The 26975-nt window shown below is 67.0% G+C and carries 14 protein-coding genes and 1 tRNA gene; 11 read left to right on the top strand and 4 right to left on the bottom strand.

The window, feature by feature from the left end:
• Nucleotides 1-13 precede the first annotated feature (13 nt).
• The 4 genes from QN245_RS03385 to QN245_RS03400 all read left to right on the top strand — a co-directional run bounded on the left by QN245_RS03385 (nt 14) and on the right by QN245_RS03400 (nt 9132).
• Entirely contained in the window at nt 14-3175 is a 3162-nt protein-coding gene (locus tag QN245_RS03385) for a maltotransferase domain-containing protein (RefSeq protein WP_425612907.1), read from the top strand.
• A complete protein-coding gene (gene treS / locus QN245_RS03390) occupies nt 3172-6525 on the top strand; it encodes a maltose alpha-D-glucosyltransferase (protein ID WP_317844566.1) in 3354 nt (1117 codons plus the stop codon). Before QN245_RS03385 ends, treS begins: the two co-directional genes overlap by 4 nt.
• Nucleotides 6522-8705 (top strand): 1,4-alpha-glucan branching protein GlgB, encoded by a 2184-nt coding sequence (glgB, locus tag QN245_RS03395; protein WP_317844567.1) that lies wholly within the window; start codon nt 6522-6524, stop codon nt 8703-8705. Before treS ends, glgB begins: the two co-directional genes overlap by 4 nt.
• A gap of 351 nt (nt 8706-9056) precedes the next feature.
• Nucleotides 9057-9132 (top strand) — tRNA-Ile (locus QN245_RS03400).
• Between the two features lie 765 nt (nt 9133-9897).
• On the opposite strand, the gene QN245_RS03405 is transcribed toward QN245_RS03400, so the two are convergent.
• The 3 genes from QN245_RS03405 to QN245_RS03415 form a co-directional block, all read right to left on the bottom strand.
• Nucleotides 9898-11427 carry a hypothetical protein gene (locus tag QN245_RS03405; RefSeq protein ID WP_317844568.1) on the bottom strand — a complete coding sequence of 510 codons (1530 nt, stop codon included), beginning with the start codon at nt 11425-11427 and terminating at the stop codon, nt 9898-9900.
• A gap of 639 nt (nt 11428-12066) precedes the next feature.
• Nucleotides 12067-12609: a TetR/AcrR family transcriptional regulator gene (locus tag QN245_RS03410; RefSeq protein WP_317844569.1), complete on the bottom strand. Its 543-nt coding sequence runs from the start codon at nt 12607-12609 to the stop codon at nt 12067-12069.
• Nucleotides 12610-12698: 89 nt separating this feature from the next.
• A complete protein-coding gene (locus QN245_RS03415; RefSeq protein WP_317844570.1) occupies nt 12699-13586 on the bottom strand; it encodes a LysR family transcriptional regulator in 888 nt (295 codons plus the stop codon).
• A gap of 138 nt (nt 13587-13724) precedes the next feature.
• Here QN245_RS03415 and QN245_RS03420 point away from each other — a divergent pair, with 138 nt between their 5' ends.
• From QN245_RS03420 to QN245_RS03435, 4 genes are all read left to right on the top strand, one after another.
• Complete coding sequence (locus QN245_RS03420) at nt 13725-14471, top strand: SDR family oxidoreductase (protein ID WP_317844571.1); 747 nt, start codon at nt 13725-13727, stop codon at nt 14469-14471.
• 88 nt (nt 14472-14559) lie between these two features.
• Nucleotides 14560-15243 carry a glutathione S-transferase family protein gene (locus tag QN245_RS03425; protein WP_317844572.1) on the top strand — a complete coding sequence of 228 codons (684 nt, stop codon included), beginning with the start codon at nt 14560-14562 and terminating at the stop codon, nt 15241-15243.
• 760 nt (nt 15244-16003) lie between these two features.
• Nucleotides 16004-16834 (top strand): helix-turn-helix domain-containing protein, encoded by an 831-nt coding sequence (locus QN245_RS03430; protein ID WP_184447269.1) that lies wholly within the window; start codon nt 16004-16006, stop codon nt 16832-16834.
• Nucleotides 16835-16916: 82 nt separating this feature from the next.
• A complete protein-coding gene (locus tag QN245_RS03435; RefSeq protein ID WP_184447268.1) occupies nt 16917-17366 on the top strand; it encodes a VOC family protein in 450 nt (149 codons plus the stop codon).
• Nucleotides 17367-17449: 83 nt separating this feature from the next.
• On the opposite strand, the gene QN245_RS03440 is transcribed toward QN245_RS03435, so the two are convergent.
• The gene (locus tag QN245_RS03440; RefSeq protein WP_317844573.1) at nt 17450-18034 is read right to left on the bottom strand and encodes a TetR/AcrR family transcriptional regulator; all 585 of its coding nucleotides are present in this window, start codon (nt 18032-18034) and stop codon (nt 17450-17452) included.
• A 22-nt stretch (nt 18035-18056) separates the two neighbouring features.
• Here QN245_RS03440 and QN245_RS03445 point away from each other — a divergent pair, with 22 nt between their 5' ends.
• The 3 genes from QN245_RS03445 to QN245_RS03455 all read left to right on the top strand — a co-directional run bounded on the left by QN245_RS03445 (nt 18057) and on the right by QN245_RS03455 (nt 26911).
• On the top strand, nt 18057-19133 hold the full coding sequence (locus QN245_RS03445) for an NADP-dependent oxidoreductase (protein WP_317845427.1): 1077 nt from the start codon (nt 18057-18059) through the stop codon (nt 19131-19133).
• Nucleotides 19134-20121: 988 nt separating this feature from the next.
• On the top strand, nt 20122-23514 hold the full coding sequence (locus QN245_RS03450) for a GH92 family glycosyl hydrolase (RefSeq protein WP_317844575.1): 3393 nt from the start codon (nt 20122-20124) through the stop codon (nt 23512-23514).
• A gap of 295 nt (nt 23515-23809) precedes the next feature.
• Nucleotides 23810-26911 carry a TonB-dependent receptor gene (locus QN245_RS03455; protein ID WP_425612908.1) on the top strand — a complete coding sequence of 1034 codons (3102 nt, stop codon included), beginning with the start codon at nt 23810-23812 and terminating at the stop codon, nt 26909-26911.
• Nucleotides 26912-26975: the final 64 nt, after the last annotated feature.

Here is a 26975-nt window from a genome sequence, read left to right on the forward strand (position 1 = left end):
CGGGATCTTCCGAATGCATGTCTGCCTGCTGTCCCCCTTTCCCTCTCACGAAGCGGCCGCGCTGGACGCGGCCATGGCGGCAGCGCAGGCGCAGGGCTGCGATCACATCGTCCTTCCCAGTCCGTTCGCGCAGGATGCGCAGGGGCGCCTGCACGACCCCGCCGCCCACGACGCGGCCGGGCTGGCACAGCTGCGGCAATGGCTGCAACGCGCAGAACAGCATGGGTTGCGCGTGCTGCTGGATCTGCGCATCGACGAGATCGGCGGCGGCAGCGGTCTGCTGCAGGAACATCCGCACTGGTTCCGCGCCCGCAGCTCGACCCTGCCGGACCCACGCGCCGAACGCGCCGCGCCGGACATCGCCCAGGGCCGCTTTGCCTCCGCCGAGGAGGGTGCGGGGCTGGCGCAGTGGTGGAGCACGCGCCTGCTCGACTGGCTGCATGGCGGCGTGGCCGGTTTCCGTGTGCTGCAGCCGCAGCGCGTACCGGCTGCGCTGTGGCGCACGCTGATCGGCGAGGTCCATGCGCAGGCACCGCACGCGCGGCTTCTGGCGTGGACGCCCGGGCTGGGCCTGGACGCCTTGCGCGGCCTGGCCGGTGCCGGCTTCGATGCCGCGTTTTCCTCGCTGGCCTGGTGGGACGGCCGCGGCGATTGGTTCTTCGACGAGGACAGCGCGCTGCGCGCGCTGGCGCGCCGCGTGGTCGCCACCGTCGATGCCGATGCGCCTGTCGCCTCAGCGCTGCCCCTGCCACGCGCGCAGCGGCAGCGCCTGGCGGCCGCGTTCGGCGGCGCCTGGGCGATCGCTGCGCAGGACATCCTGACGGAGCACGCGCAGCCCGGGCACGCGCAGCACACGCTGTCCGAGAGCGACGGGTCCACGCCGGCAGCGCCGCTGCCCGATGCCAACGCGGCGCTGCGCTTGCGTCCGCTGCTGCGCGACGGCGCCCTGACCGCGTTGGCGGTGGAGCCGCTGGATGCCGCGCCGTGGCTGGTGCTGCTCAACAGCGATCGCGACCACCTGCTACCGGTGCCGGGCCCGGCGCTGCTGCGCCTGCTGGGCGACAGCGAGGGCCTGCTCAGCGACCACGGCGAACCGATCCAGGGCGAGCAGGGCGGCACCCTGGAAGCGGGCGAAGTCCGCATCTATCGCAGCCTGCCGGCGCGCCCGGTGCTGACCGCGGCGCGCGCCCGCACCCCGGCCGAGGTCGCCGCCGGCGAGGCGCGGGTGTGCATCGAGTCGGTGACGCCCTCGGTGGACGACGGCCGCTTCCCGGTCAAGCGCACGGTCGGCGACCGGATCTGCGTCGAAGCCGATGCGTTCTGCGACGGCCACGATCGCATCGCCGTGGCGCTGCTGTGGCGCGCCGCCGATGCACGCACCTGGTCCAGCACGCCGATGCGCGCGCTCGGCAACGACCGCTGGCGTGGCGAGTTCCCGCTGCAGCGCTTGGGCCGCTACGAGTTCCGCATCGAGGCCTGGCGCGACGTCTACGCCACCACCCATGCCGACCTGGAAAAGAAGCGTGCCGCCGGTACGCTGCTGCCGGTGGACGTGCAGGAAGCGCTGGCCCAGGTCGAGGCCGCGCGCGGCCGCAGCCGCGGCGCGCTGGCCACCCGGCTGAAGGCCATCACCACGCGCATCGCCCGCACCAGCGACCTGGCCGAGAAGGCGCAACTCCTGCTCGAACCCGACACCGCCGAGGCGATGGCGCGCGCCGATGCCAAGCCGTTCCGCACCGAGTACCCGATGACCTTCCGGGTCGAGGCCGAACGCCGCGCCGCGCATTTCGCCAGCTGGTACGAACTGTTTCCGCGCTCGCAGAGCGGCGATCCGCAGCGTCACGGCACGTTCGACGACGTGATCGCGCGGCTGCCGCATATCCAGGCGATGGGTTTCGACGTACTGTACATGCCGCCGATCCATCCCATCGGCGAGAAGAACCGTAAGGGCCGCAACAACGCGGTGACTGCCGAGCCGGGCGAGCCTGGCAGCCCGTACGCGATCGGCTCGGCCGAGGGCGGGCATACCGAGGTGCATCCGGAGCTGGGCGGGCTGGAAGGGTTTCGCCGCCTGCGCGCGGCCGCGGCCGAGCACGGCCTGGAACTGGCGCTGGACTTCGCCATCCAGTGCGCGCCGGACCATCCCTGGTTGCGCGACCACCCAGACTGGTTCACCTGGCGCGCGGATGGCTCCATCCCGTACGCGGAAAACCCGCCGAAGAAGTACCAGGACATCGTCAACGTCGACTTCTACGCCAGCGGCGCGGTCCCCGCCCTGTGGAACGCGCTGCGCGATGCGGTGCTGTTCTGGGTCAACGAGGGCGTCACCTTGTTCCGCGTCGACAACCCGCACACCAAGCCGTTCCCGTTCTGGGAATGGCTGATCGCCGAGGTGCGCGGGCGTCATCCGGAGGTGGTGTTCCTGTCCGAGGCCTTCACCCGGCCCAAGCCGATGTACCGGCTGGCCAAGGTCGGCTTCTCGCAGTCCTACACCTACTTCACCTGGCGTCAGCACAAGGCCGAGCTGCAGGCCTACATCGAGGAACTCAACAGCGGCGTGCCCAGCGAATGCTTCCGGCCGCACTTCTTCGTCAACACCCCGGACATCAATCCGCTGTTCCTGCAGCACAGCGGGCGCAGCGGGCATTTGATCCGCGCCGCGCTGGCGACCACGCTGTCCGGGCTGTGGGGCATGTACCAAGGCTTCGAGCTGTGCGAGGCCACGCCGCTGCCGGGCAAGGAGGAATACCTCGACTCGGAGAAGTACCAGTTGCGCGTGTGGCCCGAGCGCGCGCCGGGCGACATCGTCGACGAGATCACCCGCCTCAACCTGCTGCGCCGCCAGCATCCGGAACTGCAGTCGCACCTGGGCACCCGTTTCTACACCGCCCACAACGACCAGGTGCTGTACTTCGGCAAGTTCCTCGACGCCGCACACCTGGCGCGTGGCCGCAGCCTGGTGCTGGTGGCGGTGAGCCTGGACCCGTACGCGCCGCAGAACGCGCAGATCGAAGTGCCGCTATGGGAACTGGGCCTGCCCGACCACGCCAGCGTCGCCGTGCGCGACCTGTGGGACGGCCATGATTTCACCTGGCACGGCAAGACCCAACACATCCGCCTCGATCCGTCGCGGCCGTTCGCCTTGTGGCGCATCCGCGCCGGAGTTTCTGCATGAATGTCGCCGCGCCGTCGTCCCCCCAACTCGAGCCGCGCGCACAGGCCGGCGATGCGCGCTGGTACAAGGACGCGATCATCTACCAGGTGCACGTCAAGTCGTTCTTCGACTCCAACGACGACGGCATCGGCGATTTCCCCGGGCTGATCTCCAAGCTCGACTACATCGCCGACCTGGGCGTGGACACGATCTGGCTGCTGCCGTTCTACCCCAGCCCGCGCCGCGACGATGGCTACGACATCGCCGAGTACATGGCGGTGCACCCGGACTACGGCAGCATCGCCGACTTCCAGCGCTTCGTGGAGCAGGCGCACGCGCGCGGCATCCGCATCGTCACCGAACTGGTGATCAACCATACCTCTGACCAGCACCCCTGGTTCCAGCGTGCGCGCATGGCACCGGCCGGCTCGCCGGAGCGCGCGTTCTACGTGTGGTCCGACAGCGACCAGGACTACGCCGGCACCCGCATCATCTTCTGCGACACCGAGAAGTCCAACTGGACTTGGGACCCGGAGGCTGGCCAATACTTCTGGCACCGCTTCTACTCGCATCAGCCGGACCTGAATTTCGACAACCCGGCGGTGCTGGAGGCGGTGCTGGAAGTGATGCGCTTCTGGCTGGACCTGGGCGTGGACGGGCTGCGTCTGGACGCGGTGCCGTACCTGATCGAGCGCGACGGCACCTCCAACGAGAACCTGCCCGAGACCCACGCCATCCTGCGCCGCATCCGCGCCACGCTCGATGCCGAATACCCGGACCGCATGCTGCTGGCCGAGGCCAACATGTGGCCGGAAGACACCCAGCAGTACTTCGGCGAGAACGCCGACGAATGCCACATGGCGTTCCACTTCCCGCTGATGCCGCGCATGTACATGGCGATCGCGCGCGAGGACCGCTTTCCGATCACCGACATCATGCGCCAGACCCCGGAGATCCCGGAGAGCTGCCAGTGGGCGATCTTCCTGCGCAACCACGACGAGTTGACCCTGGAGATGGTCACCGACTCCGAGCGCGACTACCTGTGGCAGACCTACGCCGCCGACCGCCGCGCGCGCATCAACCTCGGCATCCGCCGGCGCCTGGCGCCGCTGCTGGAGCGCGACCGCCGCCGCATCGAGCTGATGACCTCGCTGCTGCTGACCATGCCCGGCACGCCGGTGCTGTACTACGGCGACGAGATCGGCATGGGCGACAACATCCATCTCGGCGACCGCGACGGCGTGCGTACGCCGATGCAATGGTCGATCGACCGTAACGGCGGTTTCTCGCGCGCCGATCCCGCCGCGCTGGTGCTGCCGCCGATCATGGACCCGCTGTACGGCTTCCAGGCGGTGAACGTGGAGGCGCAGCAACGCGACCAGTATTCGCTGCTGACCTGGACCCGGCGCATCCTGTCGGTGCGCAAGCGCTACCGCGCCTTCGGCCGCGGCGCGCTGCGCTTCCTGTATCCCGGCAACCGCCGCATGCTCGCTTACCTGCGCTGCCACGAGGACGAGACCGTGCTGTGCGTGGCCAACCTCTCGCACACGCTGCAGGCGGTGGAGCTGGATCTGTCCGAATTCGAGGGTCGGGTGCCGGTGGACATCCTCGGCGGCGGCAGCTTCCCGCCGATCGGGCGCCTGACCTATCTGCTCACTGTGCCGGCGTTCGGCTTCTACGCTTTCCAACTGGTCGGCAATGCCACCCTGCCGGACTGGCACGTGCCGGCGCCGGTGCCGCTGCCCGACTACCAGACCCTGGTGCTGCGCAGCACGGTCGACAGTGCCGGCCTGCAGCCGCATCTGCCGACGCTGGAGCGCGACATCCTGCCGGCGTGGCTGTCTACCCGGCGCTGGTTCGCGGCCAAGGATCGCGCGCTGCGCAGCGTACGTATCGCGCGGCGCACGCCCCTGTCCGGCGGCGACGGCCTGACCCTGCTGGAAATCGAGGCGGAACTGGACGACGGCGCGTACGAGCGCTACATCCTGCCGCTGGGCATCGTGTGGGAGCGCGAGCAGCCGAGCGTGCTGGCCGAGCAGCTGGCGCTGGCGCGCGTGCGCCATGGCCGTGAGGTCGGCTACCTCACCGACGCCTTCGCGCTGAAACCCTTCACCCTGAGCATGCTGGCCGCGCTGCGCGACCGCGCGGAACTGCGCGTGGACGGCGAGGCCGGCGATGCCTCGGACGCCGAGCGCATCCGCTTCTGTCCGACGCCCGCGCTGCAGCGCGTGGACATTCCGAACGATCCGGAGATCCGCTGGCTATCGGCCGAGCAGAGCAACAGCTCGCTGATCGTCGGCGACGCGGCGGTGTTTAAGCTCCTGCGGCGCGTGTCGGCCGGTATCAACCCGGAGATCGAGATCGGCGAACGCCTCACCGCGCTCGGCTACGCCAACGCCGCGCCGCTGCTGGGCCATGTGGCCCGTGTCGAGGCCGACGGCAGCGAGACCACGCTCGCGCTGCTGCAGGGATTCGTGCGCAACCAGGGCGATGCCTGGCGCTGGACCCTGGATCACCTGTCGCGCAGCGCCGAGGAATACGACGCCGCGCAGGACGATGCCGCGCGGCTGGAAATCGTGGCCAGCTACGACGCCTTTGCGGCGATCGTCGGGCGGCGCCTTGCGGAACTGCATGCGCTGCTGGCGCAGCCTACCGACGCGCCGGCCTTCGTGCCGCAGGCCGTGGACGCGGCCGCGGCGCAGCAGGTGGTGGACGGCGTGGCGCACGAAGTGCAGGCGATGTGGGATACCTTACTGACGCATCGCGACGCCAACGACGATCCGGCCGAACACGCCGCAGTCGACAGCCTGCTGGCCGAGCGCGCGCGCCTGGACGCGTGGTTGCAGCAGGCGCCGTCGCTGTTGTCCGGCGCGCTGCTGACCCGCGTGCACGGCGACTTCCATCTCGGCCAGATCCTGGTCGCGTTCGACGACGTGGTGCTGATCGACTTCGAAGGCGAGCCGGCCAAGTCGCTGGACGAGCGCCGTGCCAAGGCCAGCCCGCTGCACGACGTCGCCGGTTTCCTGCGCTCGCTCGACTACGCCAGCGAAGTCTCCGCCCGCGGCGAGGAAGGCACCGCCGCACGCGTGGGTGCCGGCCTGGACACCGCGCAGGAAGCATTCCTGGCCGCCTTCCGCAGTCGCGCCAGCGCTGCGTTCCTCGCCGCCTACCGCGGCGTGCTCGATACCAGCCCGCATCCGTGGGTGGCGCCGGCCGCGTTCGAGGCCACCACCTTGCTGTTTCTGATCGAGAAGGCCTGCTATGAAATTCGCTACGAGGCCGCCAACCGCCCGGCATGGATCATGGTGCCCATACAGGGATTGTTGCGCATACTCGACCGCTTTCCCGCGCCCCAGGAGTCGATTCGATGAGTGATGCCGTCCACGTCTGGGACGACGCGACGCAACGCGCCTTCGCCACTGCCCGTCACGGCGACCCGTTCGCCGTGCTGGGCGTGCATCGCCTCGGCAATGCGCGGGTGCTGCGCAGTTACCAGCCGGGTGCCGATGCGGTGGTCGCGGTGCTGGAGGACGGCAGCGAAGTGCCGCTTCAGCAAGGACCGGAGGGCTTCTTCCATGCCGAGCTGCCGCACGAGGGCCGCTACCGCCTGCGCATCCGTTGGCCCGGCGGCGAGCAGGACACCGCCGACGCGTATGCGTTCGGCCCGCAGCTCAGCGATTTCGACCTGCACCTGATCGGCGAAGGCCATCACCTGCGCCTGGCCGATGCGCTGGGCGCCAATGTGGTCGAGGTCGACGGCGAGCAGGGCACCCGCTTCGCGGTGTGGGCACCCAATGCCTCGCGCGTGGCGGTGATCGGCGACTTCAACAGCTGGGACGCGCGCCGCCACCCGATGCGCCTGCGTCACCAGGCCGGCGTGTGGGAACTGTTCGTGCCTGGCGTCGGTCCCGGCGCGCGCTACAAGTTCGCCCTGCGCGGCCCGCGCGGCGAAGAGCTGCCGCCCAAGGCCGACCCGGTCGCGCGCCAGGCCGAACTGGCGCCCGGCACCGCCTCCATCGTCGCCGACCCGGCGCCGTTCCAGTGGCGCGACGACGCCTGGATGGCCACGCGCGCGCGCCGCCACGCCCCGCAGGCCCCGATCAGCGTGTACGAAGTGCATGCCGGCTCGTGGATGCACGCCGAAGATGGCAGCCTGCTCGACTGGGACGCGCTAGCCGAACGGCTGATTCCCTACGTGGCCGACATGGGCTTCACCCACATCGAACTGCTGCCGGTCACCGAGCACCCATTCGGCGGCTCCTGGGGCTACCAGCCGCTGGGCCTGTTCGCGCCCACCGCGCGCTTCGGCAGCCCGGAAGGCTTCGCCCGCTTCGTCGATCGCTGCCACCGCGAGGACATCGGCGTCATCGTCGACTGGGTGCCGGCGCATTTCCCCACCGATGCGCATGGCCTGGCCCATTTCGACGGCACCGCGTTGTACGAACACGCCGACCCGCGCGAAGGCTTCCACCGCGACTGGAACACCCTCATCTACAACCACGGCCGTCGCGAAGTGTCCGGCTTCCTGATCGCCAGCGCGCTGGAATTCCTGCAGCGCTACCACGTCGACGGCCTGCGCGTGGACGCCGTCGCCTCCATGCTCTACCGCGACTACAGCCGCAACGCCGGCGAGTGGGTGCCCAACATCCACGGCGGCCGCGAGAACTACGAGACCATCGCCTTCCTGCGCCGTCTCAACCAGGTGGTGGCCGACCAGGCCCCCGGCGCCATAACCATCGCCGAAGAATCCACCGCCTGGCCCGGCGTCACCGCCGACCTCGCGCATGGCGGACTGGGCTTCAACTACAAGTGGAACATGGGCTGGATGCACGACAGCCTGCACTACATCGAACTGGACCCGATCTACCGACGCTACCACCACGGCGAGATGACCTTCAGCATGGTCTACGCGTATTCCGAGCGCTTCATGCTGCCCATCTCCCACGACGAAGTGGTGCACGGCAAGCGCTCCCTGCTCGGGCGCATGCCCGGCGACGACTGGCAGCGCTTCGCCAACCTGCGCGCCTACCTCGGCTACATGTACACCCACCCCGGTCGCAAACTGCTGTTCATGGGCTGCGAAATCGCCCAGCCCACCGAGTGGAACCACGACGCCGCGCTGCCCTGGCACCTGCTCGACCAACCGAACCACCGCGGCATCCAGCGCCTGGTCCGCGACCTCAACCGCCTCTACGCCGAGCACCCCGCACTGCACGCCCGCGACGACGAACCCGAAGGCTTCGCCTGGGTCATCGGCGACGACGCCGGCAACAGCCTGTTCGCCTACCTGCGCAAGGCCCGCAGCGGCGACACCCCGCTGCTGGTGGTGGCCAACCTCACCCCGCAGGTGCACCACGGCTACCGCATCGGCGTACCCCGCGCCGGCCGCTGGCGCGAACTGCTCAACTCCGACAGCGAGATCTACGGCGGCAGCAACACCGGCAATGGCGGCAGCGTGCGCGCCGAGAACGTCGGCGCGCATGGGCATCCGGCGTCGCTGGTGCTGACTATCCCGCCGCTGGGGGTGCTGGTGCTTGGGGTGGAGGAGTAGGGCGAGAGGGCAGAAGGGGCCGCGGCTAGAGGGCGAAAAGAGCCGGCTGTTCGGAGAGAAGCCGGCTGTTGTGGGAGGGACTTCAGTCCCGACGCTGTCCCGATTGACTGTCAGCCCCGATCCGCAAGCACCCGAGATGCCAAGGATGCGCACCGATCAGGTGCAGTCCCTGGCGCTTAGCTCGCTGCGCCCAAAGGCCGAGAGCAATTCTCGGCCCCGTCTACCGCCCCGGGCAGACAGCCCACCACCCCGACCGGTAAACTCACGCCCGCCTCGGCGCCTTCCTCTGCATGCACGCCAGAGGCGCCAAGCCGGCGGCCGACGCATCGCCCGCTCGCTCCGGACGCGTCCGGGCCTATAGCTCAACGGTTAGAGCAGAGGACTCATAATCCTTTGGTTCCAGGTTCGAATCCTGGTGGGCCCACCATAGACATGCACGGCGGAATCTCGTGCTCTTGTAAGCACAAGTTGGCCAGATCGGACAACTCATCATGTCAATATGGGCATGAGTTGTCTGCTGAAAACCGCGATAATGGCGGCGCAAGGTCAGAGTGGTGGTTCTGAAGGTAATAAATTGCTATAAAAATAATTAGTTACGTAGCTTTGGCTGACGGTACAATAAACCGAACAGCGAATTCTGTACCAGAGCATCCGCCATGTGCGCGCGAAACATCTTAGAGATCCGCTGGACAGGGTCTCTCCAAGATCCTGCGCCACGCCTTGGAGTAGTGGAGGCTGGCGACCCCGGCTTTCCCATGCGCCAATGTTGCGCAACGCCCGTTGCACGATCTTCGCGGCTTGGGCCCGCTCTATCTCGGCGGGGTCCTAGACGACTTGGCGATGGATTCTCCGAAGCACTCGATAGCGAGCCTTAGGCTGCTCGATAGCAAGCCGGCGATCTTCGAGATTCGGCGCCGACTCTCTTCAAAATTTTCGCAACTTGCCCAGCGACTTCATCCCTGATCCCATCTTGGTGGCGCGCAAGCTATCTCGGATAGCGGGCTGATACCCCGCAGGTGGCTTCCGACCCAGACAGTCGTTCGGTGTCTACGAAAGATTGGATAGTATGACCTGTCGATAGGCATCCGCTTCTAGTCAAGATGCGCTGATGATACATTTTGAGGTGGCTGAGTTTTTCCGGCGACCGAACGTGGGATAGCGCATTGGCATTCTTAACTGGCAAATTTCTGGGCTATTTCCCCGCGACCTGCCAGAACGCCGTGACGCCTGCTTGCCAGAAGGCGTCGAGATCCTGGGCAAGTTTGTCCCGTGGCAGCAAGGCGACCATCAGCGAAGCGAATGCTACAACCAGTGCGAGAACTGTCAGCCATTCCATGCGGCGTTGGGCTTTGATGCTCTCGTGGACGCTGAGGACTGCAGATACTTGCTCGAAATGCTCACGTATCGAAACCTCCTCCTCGATTAGTCGGTTTGCCAGGTAATTGATGCTGCCGCGGATTTCCTCAGTCAGTTCCCGCGGCTTGTCTCCGTCCCCCCATCCCGGTGTGGTGAATGATGGGCAATCGTGATGGTACCAACCAGCATCTTTGGACTCCCGAGCAAGTTCTCTTGCGATTGCAGGTGATCCTAGCGTTCGGTCGAAGAATTGGCTGATCTCGCGCAGCGAACGCTTGACGCTACGTCGACCTGATCGTGCTTTCTTTAGATTTTCGCGTGTGGCGTTGATGTCGCGCGACTGCTCCTTCAGATATTCGAGCGTTGATGCATGGATGAGAAAGCCGTGAAGTGTCTCTTGGCACACATGAAGAAAGGCATTCATGGTCTTGCCGCCGTAGTGTTTCATCCCCTCTTCGGGGTAGGCCGCGACATCCAATGCAGCCAGGATGTGCAACCCTTCCTCTTGCTCCCTGAATCGGTCAATCGATAGCTGAAGCCCAGGCGAGCTCTTGTAGGTCCATGTTTCATGTGGAGGAACGTTGGCTAACGCCCAGCGCCATCCAGAAAATCTGTTGCGTGGCGAATGCTCTGGTTCATGGAAGATTGGACCGCTCTGGGACGTCAGCAATTCCATTGTTGGAAAATTTTCTGGGCGCTTGAGTCCACTAAAGAACCCCGGAATGTGTTGGCCGAACCAGTTCCCTACCATGCGCCGAAGGTCTCTTCGGGCTACCTCGATGGCTTCGCGCTTTTGGTTCTCCGGGCCTATGGATTGGATTGATCGGCGGGATCGAAAACTACGCCGGCGATAGGTCGTGCGGTCCCGGTTGAGCTCCGTCGCATAGCGCTGAGCCAAGGATTCTTCCAGCAGGAATCCTACAAGCATCACAGTCAGGGACGAGGTGATCTGATGTACGCAAACCGTCAGCGATTGCACACCCGGCGGCAGCGTTGTGAAGTTGTGGATCAGTGGTGGTGCGTTGCCACGTCGCTCTTTTCCTAGCACACACCCCACGTTCAACCAGGCCCATGCGCCAAAGGAACGTCTCTCCCGGACCCACCTCAGCACGCTGTCCTTCTCGTTCCACGCAGCCACGCCTTTCCAGCCAAGCTTCTCCAGTCCGCTATACAGGCCTTCTACTTCCGCCGATCCATAGAGTTCGACACCCCAGATCACGTTTACCCGGAGTTCCAACTCGAGTGGCACGCGGATGCGTTCGTTCTCCTTCCGGTCGTGCTCGCGTTCATACTCACGATCCGTCCGATAGGGATCGGGGATTAGATTGGGCAAGAGCCAGTGGGCTTGCCAGCGCAGGTTTCGCAACCACTTCCGCTGGAGTGACTTCTTGGCTGGGGGCGGCTCCGGGGAGCTATTCGCTGAATCGTTCGTGGGCGGGAGATAGGGTTGTTCGGATTCTGTCGGCGTGGCCATATTCGACGGATAATTCGGGCGAGAGAGAACAAACTACCTTGATACGATGCCGTATCAGTATCCAAGACGCCCCCTGGGGCAGGCGAGCCGGGCCTATTGGGCTATGGCCCGCCAACTGCTCCGTAGCCAGCTTTTCCCGGAACCGTCCATCAATGGCAGGAATTAGCGATTGGACCTGACGGCGCTTGACTTGCGGATATGTTTGCGAGCCCGAAGACCCGAGTACGACCAGTATACCGGTCGTTCTTCACGTATAGGCTTGGGCAGGGTGTCACCATGCGACGCTAGCTTAGGGCGCTACTTCCGAAATCGACCCAAAGCAGATATCGAGTGGACTTTGGTCATGGGTCTAGAATGCTTGGTGGCGTTGATATCTCTCAGTCAACCTTAGCTCGGACGACCTAAGGCGGTTGCTCAGCGAAAACAGGGGTCAGAGTGCACTTACTTGCATCAGTCTCTACCGGGTAACGCTCCTAGTTTCCGCAGTCGTTCTCCAAGCAAGTTGAGGATATGGATTGGGCTCGGCGTTGCTTACCGCTTCCGAGCCGGTGACGTCGTCGGAGGTGTTGCGCGTTGTGCAAGGATCGCCCCAGTCACCAGCTCGAACATGCGCTCGGAGCGCTGAGCATGCGACGGCTGTTCCCGCAACCAGGCCAGCGCCGCGATCAGGTCGAACAGTTCGTCGCCGTCCATGTCGGCGCGCGCCTTGCCGTCCGCCTGGGCGCGCGCCAGCAATGCGGCGCCTGCGGAGCGTAGCCGCACGCAGGAGGCGTGCAGTGCGGAGGCGTCGTCTTCGATGGCGGACATCATCAGGGCGAGGATGCCGCGCTGGCGATGAGTGAAGGCGATGATCTCCTCAAGCCAAGCCAGCAGGGCCTGGTCCGAGGCCGCGGCCGTGCGCAGGGCGTCGGCCTTGGTCGCCAGATCCTCGAAGTCGTTACGCAGCAGCGCTTCGAGGAGCGCTTCGCGGGCCGGGAAGTGGCGGTACAAGGTGCCCAGGCCGACTTCGGCGCGGCGGGCGATGTCGCGCAGCGAGGTGTCCGCGCCGGCTTCCGCCAGGGCCTCGCGGGCCACGTCCAGTAGATGGAAGCGAGTGAGGGATGTGGGCGTGCCGTTAGCGCGGCGCCAGGCATTGAAGCTAGAGCCGCGCCGGCAGAATCACACTATGTGTTGAGCTGCGGAATCTGCGAGAACGCCTCGGCGATGAAGTCCATGAAAACAGCGGCGCGCTTCGGGAGCAGGCGATTGGCCGCGTAGACGATGTGCATGGGCACGGAGGGGGCGGCGTAGGCGTCGAGCACGGTCTGGAGCCGTCCGGACTTCAGGCCGTCCTCGAACAGCCACTCCGGGCCGATGCCGATGCCGAGGCCGGCGCTGACGGACGCGCGCGAGGCTTCGGGGGAATTGACGCGGATGCGGCCGCTGACGGGAATCTCCAAGTCCTTGAAGCGCCAGGTGGCGCCGGAGGCGAGCAGCGTGTAGAGCACGCACTCGTGATGGACCAGGTCCTGCGGTACCTGGGGGACGCCGCGCCTGGCCAGATAGTCGGTGCTGGCGACGCACACGCGCTTGAAGGCGCCGATGCGCCGTGCGCGCAGCGCGCTGCTCTCCAGGTGGCCGATGCGGATGGCCAACTCGGCGCCTTCGTCGAGCAGGTTGACGAAGCGGTCGTTGATCTGCAGGTCCAGTTGCATGTCCGGAAAGCGCTGCAGGAAGCCGGGAACGAGGGGCATGAAGTAGGTGTGCGACAACGCCGTGGGGCATGCCACGCGCAGCAGCCCTGTCGGCTTGACGTCCGCGCGCAGGGAGGTCTCGGACTCGTCCACCGCGTCGAGGATGCGGCGGACCTCGGCATAGTAGCGCTCGCCCTCCGGGGTCAGGGCGAGCTTGCGGGTGGAGCGGTGCAACAGGCGCGTGCGCAGGTGGTCCTCCAGCGCGGCGACGTGGCGGCTGACATTGGGTTGGCCGATGCCCAGGTCGCGGCCGGCGGCGGAAAAGCTACCGGTCTCCACGGCGTGGGCAAAGCAGGTCATCAGCAGGAAGCGGTCCATGGTCTGCTCTTAATCATGCGCAATCAGCATGAATGCTATGCGCATCCGTCGGCTTATGGCAACGGCGGCATAGGCGCATGCTGCGTCTCCATCGAGGGCCGACCAACGTGGCCGACCCACCACAACTAGGAGCACACCATGTCCCGTCTAGCAGGCAAGCGCACCCTCATCACCGGCGGCACCAGCGGCATCGGCCTGGAAACGGCCCGGCAGTTTCTCGCCGAGGGCGCGCGCGTCATCGTCACCGGGGTGAACCCCGACTCCATCGCCAAGGCCAAGGCCGCGCTCGGCGAAGAGGTGTTGGTGCTGCGCGCTGACTCGGCCAGCGTCGCGGCGCAGAAGGAACTGGCGCAGACGATCGGCGCGCACTTCGGGCAGCTCGATATCGCGTTCCTCAACGCGGGCGTGTCGGTCTGGGCGCCGGCCGAAAGCTGGACCGAGGAGGCGTTCGATGCGTCCTTCGCCATCAACGTCAAGGGCCCGTACTTCCTCGTCCAGGCGCTGCTGCCGGTGTTCGCCGCGCCGGCCTCGGTGGTGTTCAACGCCTCGGTCAACGTCCACGTGGGCATGCCGAACTCGTCGGTGTACGGCGCGACCAAGGCGGCGTTGTTGAACATGACAAAGACCCTCTCGAGCGAGTTGCTCGGACGCGGCATCCGCTTCAATGCCGTCAGCCCCGGCCCGGTGGAGACGCCGCTGTACGACAAGCTGGGCATTCCCGAGGCGTACCGCGAGCAGGTCAACAAGGACATTGCCGCGAGCATCCCGATGGGCCGCTTCGGGACGCCGGAGGAAATCGCCAAGGCGGTGGTGTACCTGGCCTCCGACGAGTCGCGCTGGACGGTGGGAGCGGAACTCATCGTCGACGGCGGGCGCACGCTGTGATCGCGGCGGTCACCGATCGCCGGCAAGCCTGGCCGGGCGCGCTGCGCCTGGCCGGGTCGCCCCCTCTCTGTTGCCTGCAGAGATCGTTATGTCGCTTCCTTCCTTGAAACTCGTCAGTCATCCGCTGTGTCCGTTCGTGCAGCGCGCGGCGATCGTTCTGCTCGAAAAGGGCGTGGCGTTCGAGCGTGTGCAGGTGGATCTGGCCGCCAAGCCGGAGTGGTTCCTGGCACTGTCGCCGACCGGCAAGGTGCCGCTACTGCAGGTCCGGCTGCCGGGCGGCCCGGAAGTAGTCTTGTTCGAAAGCATGGCTATCTGCGAATACCTGGAAGAAACGCAGCCGGGCGCTCCGATGTTCTCGGGAGACCCGCTGGCGCGCGCCCAGCAGCGCGCCTGGGTGGAGTTCGGGACGGCAGCGCTCGGCGACGCGTGGCAGTTCCTCAACGCCAAGGATGCCGCGACCGCCGACGCCGCGCGCGCCGCGTTCCGCGACAAGTTGCTGCGGCTGGAACGCCAACTGCACGACGGGCCGTATTCTATGGGACCGGCGTTTTGCATGGTCGATGCGGCGTTCGCGCCAGTCTTCCGCTATTTCGACGTGCTGCGCGCGCCGGTTTCGCGGTCGGTCTTCGAAGGCCTGCCGCGGGTCTCCTCCTGGCGGGCAGCGCTCGCGGACAGGCCGAGCGTCGTCTCCGCGGTGCCGGACGATTACGCCGACCGATTCCAGCGGCATCTCGTGGCCCAGCACGCCTTGCTCGCGGGCGCGCTGCGCTGAGGATGTCTTGCGCGCGGCGCTGTAGGCGCGTCTTTACCCCCGTTGTCGGCACCGGGCTGTCGGATCGGCCGCTGGCTGCCGATCAGCGGCGCAGCAATCAGTGCTATCACGCCGTGATCGCTGCGCAACCAGGCAAGCAGAGCCGCCCACTAAGTCACGACAGCGGCGGACGAAGGCCGGTCGCCACCGGGCGGTGACGGTGCGCTGGCAGGGTACGACGCGCTCCGGCGAGGTCGATGCGCCGCTGGATGCAATCGGCGGCTCTGGCGCCGGCAGGTTCCTGCGTACGCATACATGCGGCGGCGCGCCGTTACCCATCTTTCCGCTCGGCTTCGATGGACGACCCTGCGGCGGCGCGCCGGGCGTGACGGTGCCACCTCCACGTGCGCTCCTGCGGCGCGCAACTCGGCGCACTCGCGGCACTGCTGGATGCGAGCACGGTGCGCGTGGTCATCGACAGCACCTTCGCGTTGCCGCAGGCGCACAGGCGTACGACCGCGCGGAGCAAGGACATATCCAGGGCAGATCGTGATGACGGCCGAATAGAGAGGCGCGTCGGGCCGTCAGCGCCCGCATTCATTTCTGGCCAGTGGTGCGGGCGCCGACTGCAATGGCGATGCTGTACGAGACCCGGTGAGAGATCGGTTCGCCGATGCAATGCGCGCGAACGGATGGGTTGTGTCGCGGCGCATTCGCAACCAGCGGTGTGCGGTTCGGCAGGGGCTATCGACCCACGCCGAACCAGGCGTAGCATCACCGCATGGCTTCGGTTCATCGGCTTCCCATTCCGGCGTTGCGCGGCCTAGTCGCCTCGGTCTGGGCGCACGACCCTGCGACCGGCCCGTCGGTGGTGCGGGCGCTTGCGCGCGAGCACGTGCTGCCGACCGGGGCCACGCATATCGCGGTGCGCGTTGGCGGCGCGCCGCTGCAGGTCTTCGACCATGCGGCCGACTTGTGCGGCCATCGCCTGGGCCATGCGGTGGCCGGTGGCGTGCGCACGGAGTACCACGTGCGCGATGTCTCGCAACCGTCGGTCTCGGTCGGCGCCATGCTGCGGCCCGGGGCGGCCGCGGTTCTGCTCGGCGTACCCGAATCCGCGCTGGCGGGGCACCACACGCCGCTGGAGTGTCTGGTGCCTGCCGGCGAGGTCGATGCGCTGCTGGCGGCGCTGCATGCCTGCCATGACGGCCCGGCGCGGCTCGCGGTCTTCGAGCGCTGGCTGGCCGGGCGTGCCGGTGGCCGGCCTGCGGCGCTGCACCCGGCGCTGGCGGGCGTTGTGCTGCGTCCCTGGCATCCAGGCATGCGCGTGGAGGCGATGGTGCGCGCCAGCGGGTTGAGCCATCGGCATTGCATTGCGTTATTTCGCCAGGCGACGGGGCTGGCGCCGAACGAGTGGTTGCGGCTGCAGCGCTTCTCGCATGCGCTCGCACTGGCCTGCGACGGGGCGCTGGGCTGGGCCGAGATCGCGGCCGCCAGTGATTTCGCGGACCAGGCGCACCTGGCGAACACCTTTCGCGCCGTGGCCGGGGTGACGCCGTCCGCCTGGCGACTGCGGGCTGACCCCGCCGCGCCGCGCCACGTGCCGCGCTGACCGCGGCGCGGGTCAAATGGCTACAAGACGCCGCGCGCGCCGGCACCCAGAATGGAGCGCATCGTCCACCTCAGGAGTCGCCATGGCCATCCACGAGCTCTATGCCTATCTGTGCGTCCGCGATGCCGCCGCGGCGATGGCGTTCTACGCCCGCGCGTTCGGCGCGCGCGAACTGTTCCGCCTCACCGAGCCCGATGGCCGCATCGGCCATGCCGAGGTGGATCTCGACGGGCACACGCTGATGCTGTCGGAAGAGTATCCAGGGATGGGGGTGCGCAGCCCGGAACATCTAGGCGCCACCCCGGTCACGCTGCACCTGCATGTAGACGATGCCGACGCGCTGGTGGCGCACGCGGTGGCCGCGGGTGCCACGCTCGAGCGCGGCATGCAGGACCACTTCTACGGCGAGCGCTCGGGGACGGTGCGTGATCCGTTCGGCCACCGCTGGCTGATCGGCCATGCGATCGAGACGGTGACGCCGGAGGAAATGCAGCAGCGCTACACCGCGCTGTTCGCCGCGCCGAAAGCCTGATCGTCTCTGCCGCGCGGCATCGGTTCTCGCTGCGGCGATAAATGCGAAGAAGTCGAGGGCGTGGAGTCGGCGCTCGGCGTGGCTTACCGCTTCCGAGCCGTTGGCTTCGCCGCAGACGATGTGGGCTGCGCAAGGATCGCGCCAGTCACCAGCTCGAACAGCCGCTCCGACCGCTGCGCATGCGAGGGCTGTTCCCGCAGCCAGGCCAGCGCCGCGATCAGGTCGAACAACTCGTCGCCGTCCATGTCGGCGCGGGCCTTGCCATCCGCCTGTGCCCGCGCCAGCAGCGCGGCACCCGCGGCGCGCAGCTGCACGCAGGAGGCGTGCAGCGCGGAGGACTCGTCTTCGATGGCGGACATCATCGGGGCGAGGATGCCGCGCTGGCGATGGGTGAAGGCGATGATCTCCTCAAGCCAGGCCAGCAGTGCCTGGTCCGAGGCAGCTGACGTGCACAAGGCGTCGGCCTTGCCCGCCAGGTCCTCGAAGTCGTTGCGCAGCAGTGCTTCGAGCAGGGCTTCGCGGGTGGGGAAGTGGCGGTACAAGGTGCCCAGGCCGACTTCGGCGCGGCGCGCGATGTCGCGCAAGGAGGCGTCTGCGCCGGCTTCGGACAAGGCCTTGCGGGCCACGTCCAGCAGGCGTTGGTAGTTTTTCTGGGCGTCGGCGCGCATGCTGTCCTTTACAAGGGGAGCAGTGCTCCGTATATTCGGAGCACTGTTCCGATCAGGATACGCCATGCACAGTTCCGAAGAAACGCCGCGCACCATGAAAGCGGTCCGCCAGCGGGCGTTCGGCGGCCCCGAGGTGCTCCATTACGAGGACGCGCCCACGCCCGTGCTGCAGCCGGGCGAGGTGCTGATCCGGGTGCATGCGGTCGGGCTGAACCCGCCCGACCTGTACCTGCGCGAGGGCTACAGCCGCCTGCCGCCGGAATGGCGGCCGCCGGTGACGTTCCCGCTGATCCTGGGGACGGATGTTTCGGGCGTGATCGCGTCGGTGGCGGAGGATGTTGACGGGTTTTCGCCAGGCGATGCCGTGTACGCGATGGTGCGCTTTCCGAGCGGCTTGGCCGGTGGCAGCCAGGCGTATGCGCAATACGTCGCCGCCCCTGCGTCCGAAGTCGCGCTGAAGCCGGCGGAGATCGACCACGTGCACGCCGCGGGCGCGCCGATGTCGCTGCTGACGGCATGGCAGTTCCTGATCGCGCAGGGCCACGACGTGGCCAATCCGCTGCAGCCCATGCCGCATGCGCCGGTGCCATTGCAGGGCAAGACCGTGGTGGTCAACGGGGCGGCCGGCGGCGTCGGCCACTTCGCGCTGCAACTGGCCAGGTGGCAAGGTGCGCGCGTGATCGCGGTCGCTTCCGGCAAGCACGAGGCGTTCGTGCGCGGGTTGGGCGCCGAGACCTTCATCGACTACACCAAGACGGCGCCGGAGGACGTGCTGCACGACGTGGACCTGGTGGTGGACGCGGTCGGCGGCGCCGGCGCCGGAAAGTTCCTGCCCACGCTCAAGCGTGGCGGTGCACTGTTCCCTATTTTCCCGCTCGGCTTCGATGGGCACGATGCGGCGGCGGCGCTGGGCGTGACGGTGTCCACCACGCAGGTGCGCTCCAGCGGCGCGCAACTCGGCGAACTCGCGGCACTGCTGGATGCGAGTACGGTGCGCGTGGCCATCGACAGCACCTTCGCGCTGTCGCAGGCGCGGCAGGCGCACGAGCGTGCGGAGCGTGGGCACGTCCAAGGCAAGATCGTAATGATGGTTGAGTGAGACCTGGATCGCGGCGTCGCCGCCGGCATCGAATGGCTCAGCGGCTCGGCGATGCGTCAACTGCCGAGCCGCGAACCACGTTGCCCTAATCGCTACGGGTCGTGGTATTGCCGTAGGAGTCTGTGCTGCTGCGCGTCACGCTTCCGTCGTCGCCACGGCAGGTTTTGTTGCCGTACGAGTCTGAGGAGCAGCGAACTGTGTTGCCCCGGTCGTCACGGGTCGTGGTATTGCCGTAGGAGTCCGTGCTGCTGCGCGTCACGCTTCCGTCGTCACCACGGCAGGTTTTGTTGCCGTACGAGTCCGAGGAGCAGCGAATCACGTTGCCCTGGTCGTCACGGGTTGTGGTATTGCCGTAGGAGTCTTTGCTGGTGCGCGTCACGCTTCCGTCGTCGCCGCGGCACGTTGTGTTGCCGTACGAGTCCGTAGCGTGTTGTGTCGGCAAGTGCGCTCGACGTTGCCAGCAGTCCAGTCAAAAGTGCGAGTGTGGCCATTTTCATTTGAAACCCCTGTGTGTGGAGCGATCCAGCGCTTGCCAGTGTAGCCGTTGATCGTCGGTCCGCCAGGGCGATCCATCGCCTTCAATCGCTCCTCGTCGCGTGACGGTTCAGCGTCATCCCTCTTCGTATCCAACGTAACGCGATCGATGCTGGATCGCGTATCGATCCGCAGACGAACTGTTGCGCAGCAGCATGCAACTCTACAAAAGGCGTGTTACTTCTAGCTCGGTTGGATCGATCCAAAGCCGTTGATGCAGCGCATCCTTGGGGGAAACGGCAGGTAGGGATCGCGTGCTGCGAGTTTGCTGACGCCTGCTCTCTGGTCCGCATGCATCTGCGGTCGTGAAGCGGTGTTGGATGCCGACTTGAGCGGCGATCCCTCGGATCGATCCGGTCCACGTTGCGTGCCTTCACTGCGCGCCGTTGCCACCGGAAGTGCGTGACGCCACGCGTCGCGGCACAGCCGACCGAGAGAGTTTGGGGAGCCTGCCATGTCAATCCGCCCGCGCTTTGCGCACCTGCCCGAGTCTTCGCGCCGGTGGTTGGCGTCCGTCGCGGCGTCGGCGCTGTTGTGCGCAGGCACCGGCGCGGCATGCGCGGCCGATGCTGGCTTCGCGTCCTCGTTCGAGCAGGGCGAACCTGCGCCTGCATCGGTCACGCAATCAGACAAGACAGGCGTCCAGGTTGCCATTGGCAACGGCCCCAAGCAGCCCTACGCGGCCAAGGCCGGCATGGGCTACACCGGCCTGCATGCGCTGCACTATCGCGCCACTGCGGCCGGGCGCGCACAGCTGTTTGCGGTGGATCTGCCGGTGGAGCCGGACACGGTGCTGTCGTGGCTGGTACTGCCGGAGATCGTCGATGGCGATACGGTGGCCTCGACCGGCGTGGCGGTGGATCTGCTGTTCGACGATGGCCGCCGCTTGTCCGAGTTGGGCGTGGAAGATCAGCACGGTGCGCTGGTCAATGCGGCCGGGCAGTTGGCGTCGAAGACGCTGTATCCGCAGCAGTGGGCGTTCAAGCAGGTGCGGCTGGGCGAGGTGGCGGCGTTGCGCGGCAAGCGCGTTCGCGCGATCGAGCTGCAGGTACAACCTGGCGCCGGCAAGGTGGCGGCAGGCTGGATCGACGATGTCGCGGTGCGCCGCGAGGCAGCACCGCAGGCGGCGCGGCGGCCCAGCGATGAGGTGGTGACTACGCGCGGGACGCAGTCCAACGGCACGTTCTCGCGCGGCAACAATATTCCGGCCACGGCGATGCCGCATGGTTTCAATTTCTGGGTGCCGGCGACCGATGCGGGGACGCTGAGCTGGCTGTACCGTTGGAACGAACAGAATGGCGACGACAACCGGCCGCGTTTGCAGGCGCTGTCGATCAGCCATGAGCCCAGTCCATGGATGGGCGATCGCCAGACCTTCCAGGTGATGCCGTCATCCACGCGCGGCGTGCCGGAGGCGGATCGCGCGAAGCGCGCGCTGTCTTTCAGTCACGACCGCGAGGAGGCGCGCCCGCATCTGTACCGGGTTGACTTCGACAACGGTATCCGTGCGGAGCTGGCGCCGAGCGAGCGTGCGGCGATCTTTCGCTTCCGCTTTCCCGAGGGCGGCGATGCCAATCTGCTGTTCGACAACGTCGACGCGCGCGGCGGGCTGACCCTGGACGCGGCGACGCAGACGCTGCGCGGCTACTCGGAGACGCGCAGCGGCCTGTCCAACGGCGCCACGCGCCTTTTCGTGTATGCGCGCTTCGACCGTCCGTGGACCGCCAGCGGCAAGATCGCCACGGGGCGCCCGACCGGCTACGTGAAGTTCGCGCCGGGCGCCGATCGCACCGTGGTGATGCGCATCGCCACCTCGCTGATCTCGGTGGAGCAGGCGCAACGCAATCTGCAGCAGGAGATCGGCGACGCCGGGTTCGAGCTGGTGCGGGCGCGTGCGCAGGACGCGTGGGACGCGGTGCTGGGGCGCGTGCAGGTGCAAGGCGCCAGCCACGACCAGCGGGTCACGGTGTACTCCAATCTGTATCGGCTGTTCCTGTATCCCAACATCGCCCACGAGAACGTCGGCGATGCGGCGCATCCGGATTGGCGGCATGCCGACCAGAACAGTTGGTCCAAGGACAACATGGGCGGCGATGCCGAGCGCACCTCGGCGCCGATCGTGCCGGGCAAGGTCTACGTCAACAACGGCTTCTGGGACACCTTCCGCACCAGTTGGCCGGCGTATGCGCTGTTCGCGCCGGAGCAAGCGGGCGCGATGATCGATGGCTTCCTGCAGCAGTATCGCGACGGCGGCTGGGTGGCGCGCTGGTCTTCGCCGGGCTATGCGGACCTGATGGTCGGCACCAGTTCCGACGTGGCGTTCGCCGATGCCTGGCTGAAGGGTGTGCGGGGGTTCGATGCCCACGAGGCCTATGCGGCGGCGCTGCGCAATGCCACGGTGGTGCCGCCGGTGTCGAATGTCGGCCGCAAGGGCCTGGCGCGCTCGATGTACCGCGGCTACGCCGCCAACGACGTGCACGAAGGGCTGTCGTGGACGCTGGAGGGCGCGCTCAACGATTTCGGCCTTGCGCAGATGGCGCAGGCGCTGGCTGATAAGGAACAGGATAAGCAGCAGGCGCAGCGCTACCGCGAGGAAGCCGAATACTTCCGGGCGCGGGCCACTGATTACGTGTTCTTGTTCGACCCCGCCACCCGCTTCTTCCGCGGTCGCACGCCGGCTGGCCAGTGGAGTACGCCTGCGTCGAAGTTCGATCCGCGGGTTTGGGGCGGCGACTACACCGAGGCCAATGCCTGGACCTTCGCCTTCACCACGCCGCACGACGCTGCGGGCTTGGCCGGGTTGCTGGGGGGCGAGGATGCGATGGCGGCGCGGCTGGACGAACTCTTCGCCACGCCGGAGACCGCGGACAAGCGCTTCGCCGGCAGCTACCGCAGCGTCATCCACGAGATGACCGAGGCACGCGACGTGCGCATGGGTATGTACGCGCACAGCAATCAGCCCTCGCACCATCTGCCGTGGATGTACGTGGCGGCGGGACAGCCGTGGAAGACCCAGCGCCTCACCCGCGAGGTGCTGCGCCGGTTGTACCTGGGCAGCGAGATCGGCCAGGGCTATCCGGGCGACGAGGACAATGGCGAGATGTCGGCGTGGTACTTGTTCGCCATGCTCGGGCTGTATCCGCTGCGCATGGGTGCGCCGGAGTACGTGATCGGCTCGCCGGCGTTTCCGCGGGCCGAGGTCGATCTCGGCAAGGGCCGCAAGCTGGTGGTGATCGCGCGCAACAACAGTGCGCGCAATGTGTACGTGCAGTCGCTCACGCTCAACGGCAAGCCATGGAACAAGGCCTGGCTGCGCCACCAGGACATCGCCGACGGCGCCACGTTGGAGTTCGTGATGGGTGCGACGCCCTCGCGCTGGGGCAGCGGCGCGGACACGTTGCCGCCATCGTTGACCCCGTCGGGCAGCGCGCCGCAGGGACTGGAGGATGTGGCGTCGCAGGCCGTTGCGGTGTCGCTGGAGGGACAGCCCAAGGCCGCGGCCCTGATCGACGATGATGCGACGACGGCGCTGCCGCTGCCGGTCGGTGCCAGCGTCGACCTGCGCTTCGCGACGGCGCAGCGCGCCACGCACTACACGCTGACCAGCGGCGACGCCGCGCTGTCCGGCCTGGCATGGACGCTGGAGGGCCGCGGCGCCGACGGCGCATGGAGCACGCTGGATCAACGGCGCGCGCAGGCCTTCGCCTGGGCGCGGCAACTGCGGCCGTTCCGCATCGCCAAGCCTGGCGCCTACAGCGCGTACCGCCTGCGCCTGGATGCGGGCGAAGGCGTTTCGCTCGCCGAGATCGAGCTGTTGAAGCCGATGACGCGGCAGGCCGCGCCGTGAGGCAGCGGCGACGCAGCGTACGCGTGCTGTTGCGCGCACGTTGCGGTGGACATGTCCTGCCCTAGACCTGTTGCGCGGCAGCATGCGTTGCGAGGAACGCTGTGGTACTTAAGTTTTCCACTGCATTAGAACGATCCAATTCACTTGGTGCAGGACAGAGGGGGAACAACCGCAAGGCCGGCTCGCCGCAATGGCGCCGGATGTTTTCTACAGCGACGCGGAGGCTGCTCGATCCATGGATTGCGCGGTGGCCGTACTCGCGCAGCCGATCAATCTTTGGGAGAGGATGATTGAAATGAAGTGCATGCCATCCGCGCGCAAGCGCAGCACGCTGTCCGCCGGTATCGCCATCGCGCTGTGCGCGACCGCTGCCTCCACCACCGCGTTCGCCCAGCAGGCCGACACCGCGCCGGCGCCCTCCGGTCAGGCCGAACTGGAGGCCAAGAATCTGGATGCGGTGACGGTGACCGGCTACCGCTACGCGATCGAGAAGAGCCTGGAGCAGAAGCGCAACGCCAACGCCGTGGTCGACGTGATCACCGCGGAGGACGTGGGCAAGTTCCCCGACAAGAACGTGGCCGACGCGCTGCAGCGCGTACCCGGCGTGGTCATCAGCCGCGACGGCGGCGAGGGCAAGAACGTCAGCGTGCGCGGCCTGTCCTCGGAGCTGGTGCTGACCGAGTTGAACGGCAACTACATCGCCACCGCCGAGTCCAATGGCGACCCGACGCGCTCGTTCAACTACACGCTGCTGCCGTCGAACCTGCTGGGCAGCGCGGAACTGTACAAGACGCCGGAAGCGCGTATCGACGAAGGCGGCATCGGTGGCACGGTGATCCTGCAGACGCGGCGTCCTTTGGAGTTGGAGCCCAATTCCGGCTTCGTCTCCGCCGAGGGCGTGTGGTCGGATACCAGCAAGAAGACCGACGGCCAGTTCTCCGGCTCGTACTCGTGGCACGACAAGGACAACCGCTTCGGCGTGTTCGTCGGCTACACGCAGCAGAAGCGCACTGCGCGCACGCTGAATTCCAGCACCGAGAGTTGGCAGTGGTACGGTCGCGACGAAGGCGGCCCGGCGGTCGACGTGAATGGCAATCCGTCGGACTTCAATTCGAACTGGTGGGGCGGCACCGGCTTCTGGGATCAGAACGGCAAGTACTACACCCGCTTCATGATGCCAACGGCGGTCAGCCTGGACGTCAAGCAGGAGGAGCGCGAGCGCAAGGGCGGCCAACTGACCTTCCAGTTCAAGCCCACCGACGACCTGACCCTGACCGCGAACTACTTCCGCTTCGACCTGTCGCAGAACTCGCAGACCAACACCATCAAGATCCCCGAGTGGAACATCGCCCGCTATTACGGCGACGGCAACTGGCGCGGCGGCCGCCTGCTCGACGGGCTGCGCTTCGATCCCAGCGGCACCATCGTCACCGGTGCCGACTACAGCCTGCATCCGGGCAAGGCGTATTACTGCAGCGAAGCCCAGGCCGCCGCGGCCGGCCTGCCGCCCGGCGGCTGGGGCTCGGACGACTGCACGGTACCGACGCCGCAGATCACCGGCAGCTACAACATCGAGAAGTCGCTGTCGCAGACGGTGGACCTGGGCGGCGAATGGCGCGGCGAAAAGGTGGACGTGGCGTTCAAGGCCGGCCGCACCTGGGCCAAGGGCGGGCCGGAGCTGCAGTTCTCCCTGCCGATCAAGCCGCGCCGCCAGAACGCCGACGGCAGCTGGAGCAACGGCAACTTCGCCAGCGCCTGGGACCTGACCGGCACGCCGTCCATGACGTTCTCGCCGGAGCTGATGCAGAACCTGCGCGATGGCCTCCTGCAGGTCGACCTGGGTTCGACCAGTTCGTCCTGGACCCGCAACACCAACCAGCAGCAGTACGCGCAGATCGATACCACCTGGCACATCGACGGCGATTTCTTCGACTCGCTACAGTTCGGCCTCAAGCGCCGCGACGGCGGCGTCCATCGCAACACCGGCAACAATTATTGGGTGTGCCCGGGCACCGACCCCAGCGATTACAACAACCGTTACTGGAACGGGCGCTGCAACGCGCTGGCCACGCAGTTCTCGCCGGATCTGTTGTTTTCCATGAACAACCTCGCCGGCGGGGGGAGATCCAGCGCGTTCCCGGCGATCAACTTCCCCGGCTACATCGGCTACTTGAACAACACCTACGGCGCGATGCAGACCCGTAGCGAAGACAACTTCGTCTACAACGTCGACGAGAAGATCTACTCCACCTACCTGCAGCTCAACTTCCACACCGAGCGCCTGCGTGGCAACGTCGGCGTGCGCGTCGCGCGCACCGGCCAGCATGCCGATTCCACCGACAAGGTGACCGCGTACAACGACTACTTCTTCGACGGCGCCGACGGCAACCCGCTGGCCTGCCAGCAGGGCGCTGCCATGCCCACCGGCGCGCCGGCCGATACCTACTGCGGCACCGAGGGCTACTGGCGCTTGTCGGACACGCAGCAGCGCAACGAGTCGTTCGTGGTCAGCGGCCTGGACCGCAACTACACCGACGTGCTGCCGAGCTTCAACCTGGCCTATGACCTGACCGAGAACCTGCTGCTGCGCGCTGCTGCGTCGAAGGTGATCGCGCGGCCGAGCTACAACGACATCGCCGCGCCGGGCAGCCTGGAGTACTACAGCCCCGAATACGTGGCCGACCGGCGCCTGACCGGCGGTGCGAGCGAGCAGGGCTGGTACGGCTCGGGCAGCAACAAGAACCTGCAGCCGTACAAGGCCACCCAGTACGACCTGGGGCTGGAGTGGTACTTCCAGCCGGGCTCGGTGGCGGGCGTGGGACTGTTCCGCAAGAACGTGGAGAACTTCGCTGTCGACGTGGTCAGCGACGTGAACATGATGATCAATGGGCAGGCGGTCACGGTGCAGAACTACAGCACCCAGGCCGGCGGCCAGGATGCGGTGTCGCAGGGCGTGGAGCTGTACGCGCAGCACACGCTGTCCTCCGGGCTCGGCGTGCAGTTCAACTACACCTACAACGATGCCAGCAAGGCGGCGGTGCGGCTGGAGGATGGCACCGAGGTCGGCAAGACCTCCATGCCCGGCAGCGCCAAGAACCAGACCAACCTCACCGTGTTCTACGAGACCGACCGCCTGCTGCTGCGCGCCTCGTACAACCGTCGCGGCGAGCTGGTGCAGGGCCTGGTCAACGGGCTGAACGTCTACGAGGAGCCGTACTACCAGATCGATGTGAACGCGGCATACAACATCACCCCGGCGCTCAGCCTCACCGCGTCGGTGCTGAATCTGACCAAGCAGGAGTCGCGCCAGCATCTGGGCGACGATACCCGGGCACGCTTCTACACAGGTGGCTACGCAGGCCGGTTGGCGTACCTTGGGTTGACCTACAAGTTCTAGGCTGCAGTGTGTCGTGCCCATGCCTGCCGCGCGGCGGACGGCATGGGCGCGACGGTCCGGCGAC

It is taken from the genome of Xanthomonas rydalmerensis, assembly GCF_033170385.1.
GTDB lineage: Bacteria > Pseudomonadota > Gammaproteobacteria > Xanthomonadales > Xanthomonadaceae > Xanthomonas_A > Xanthomonas_A rydalmerensis.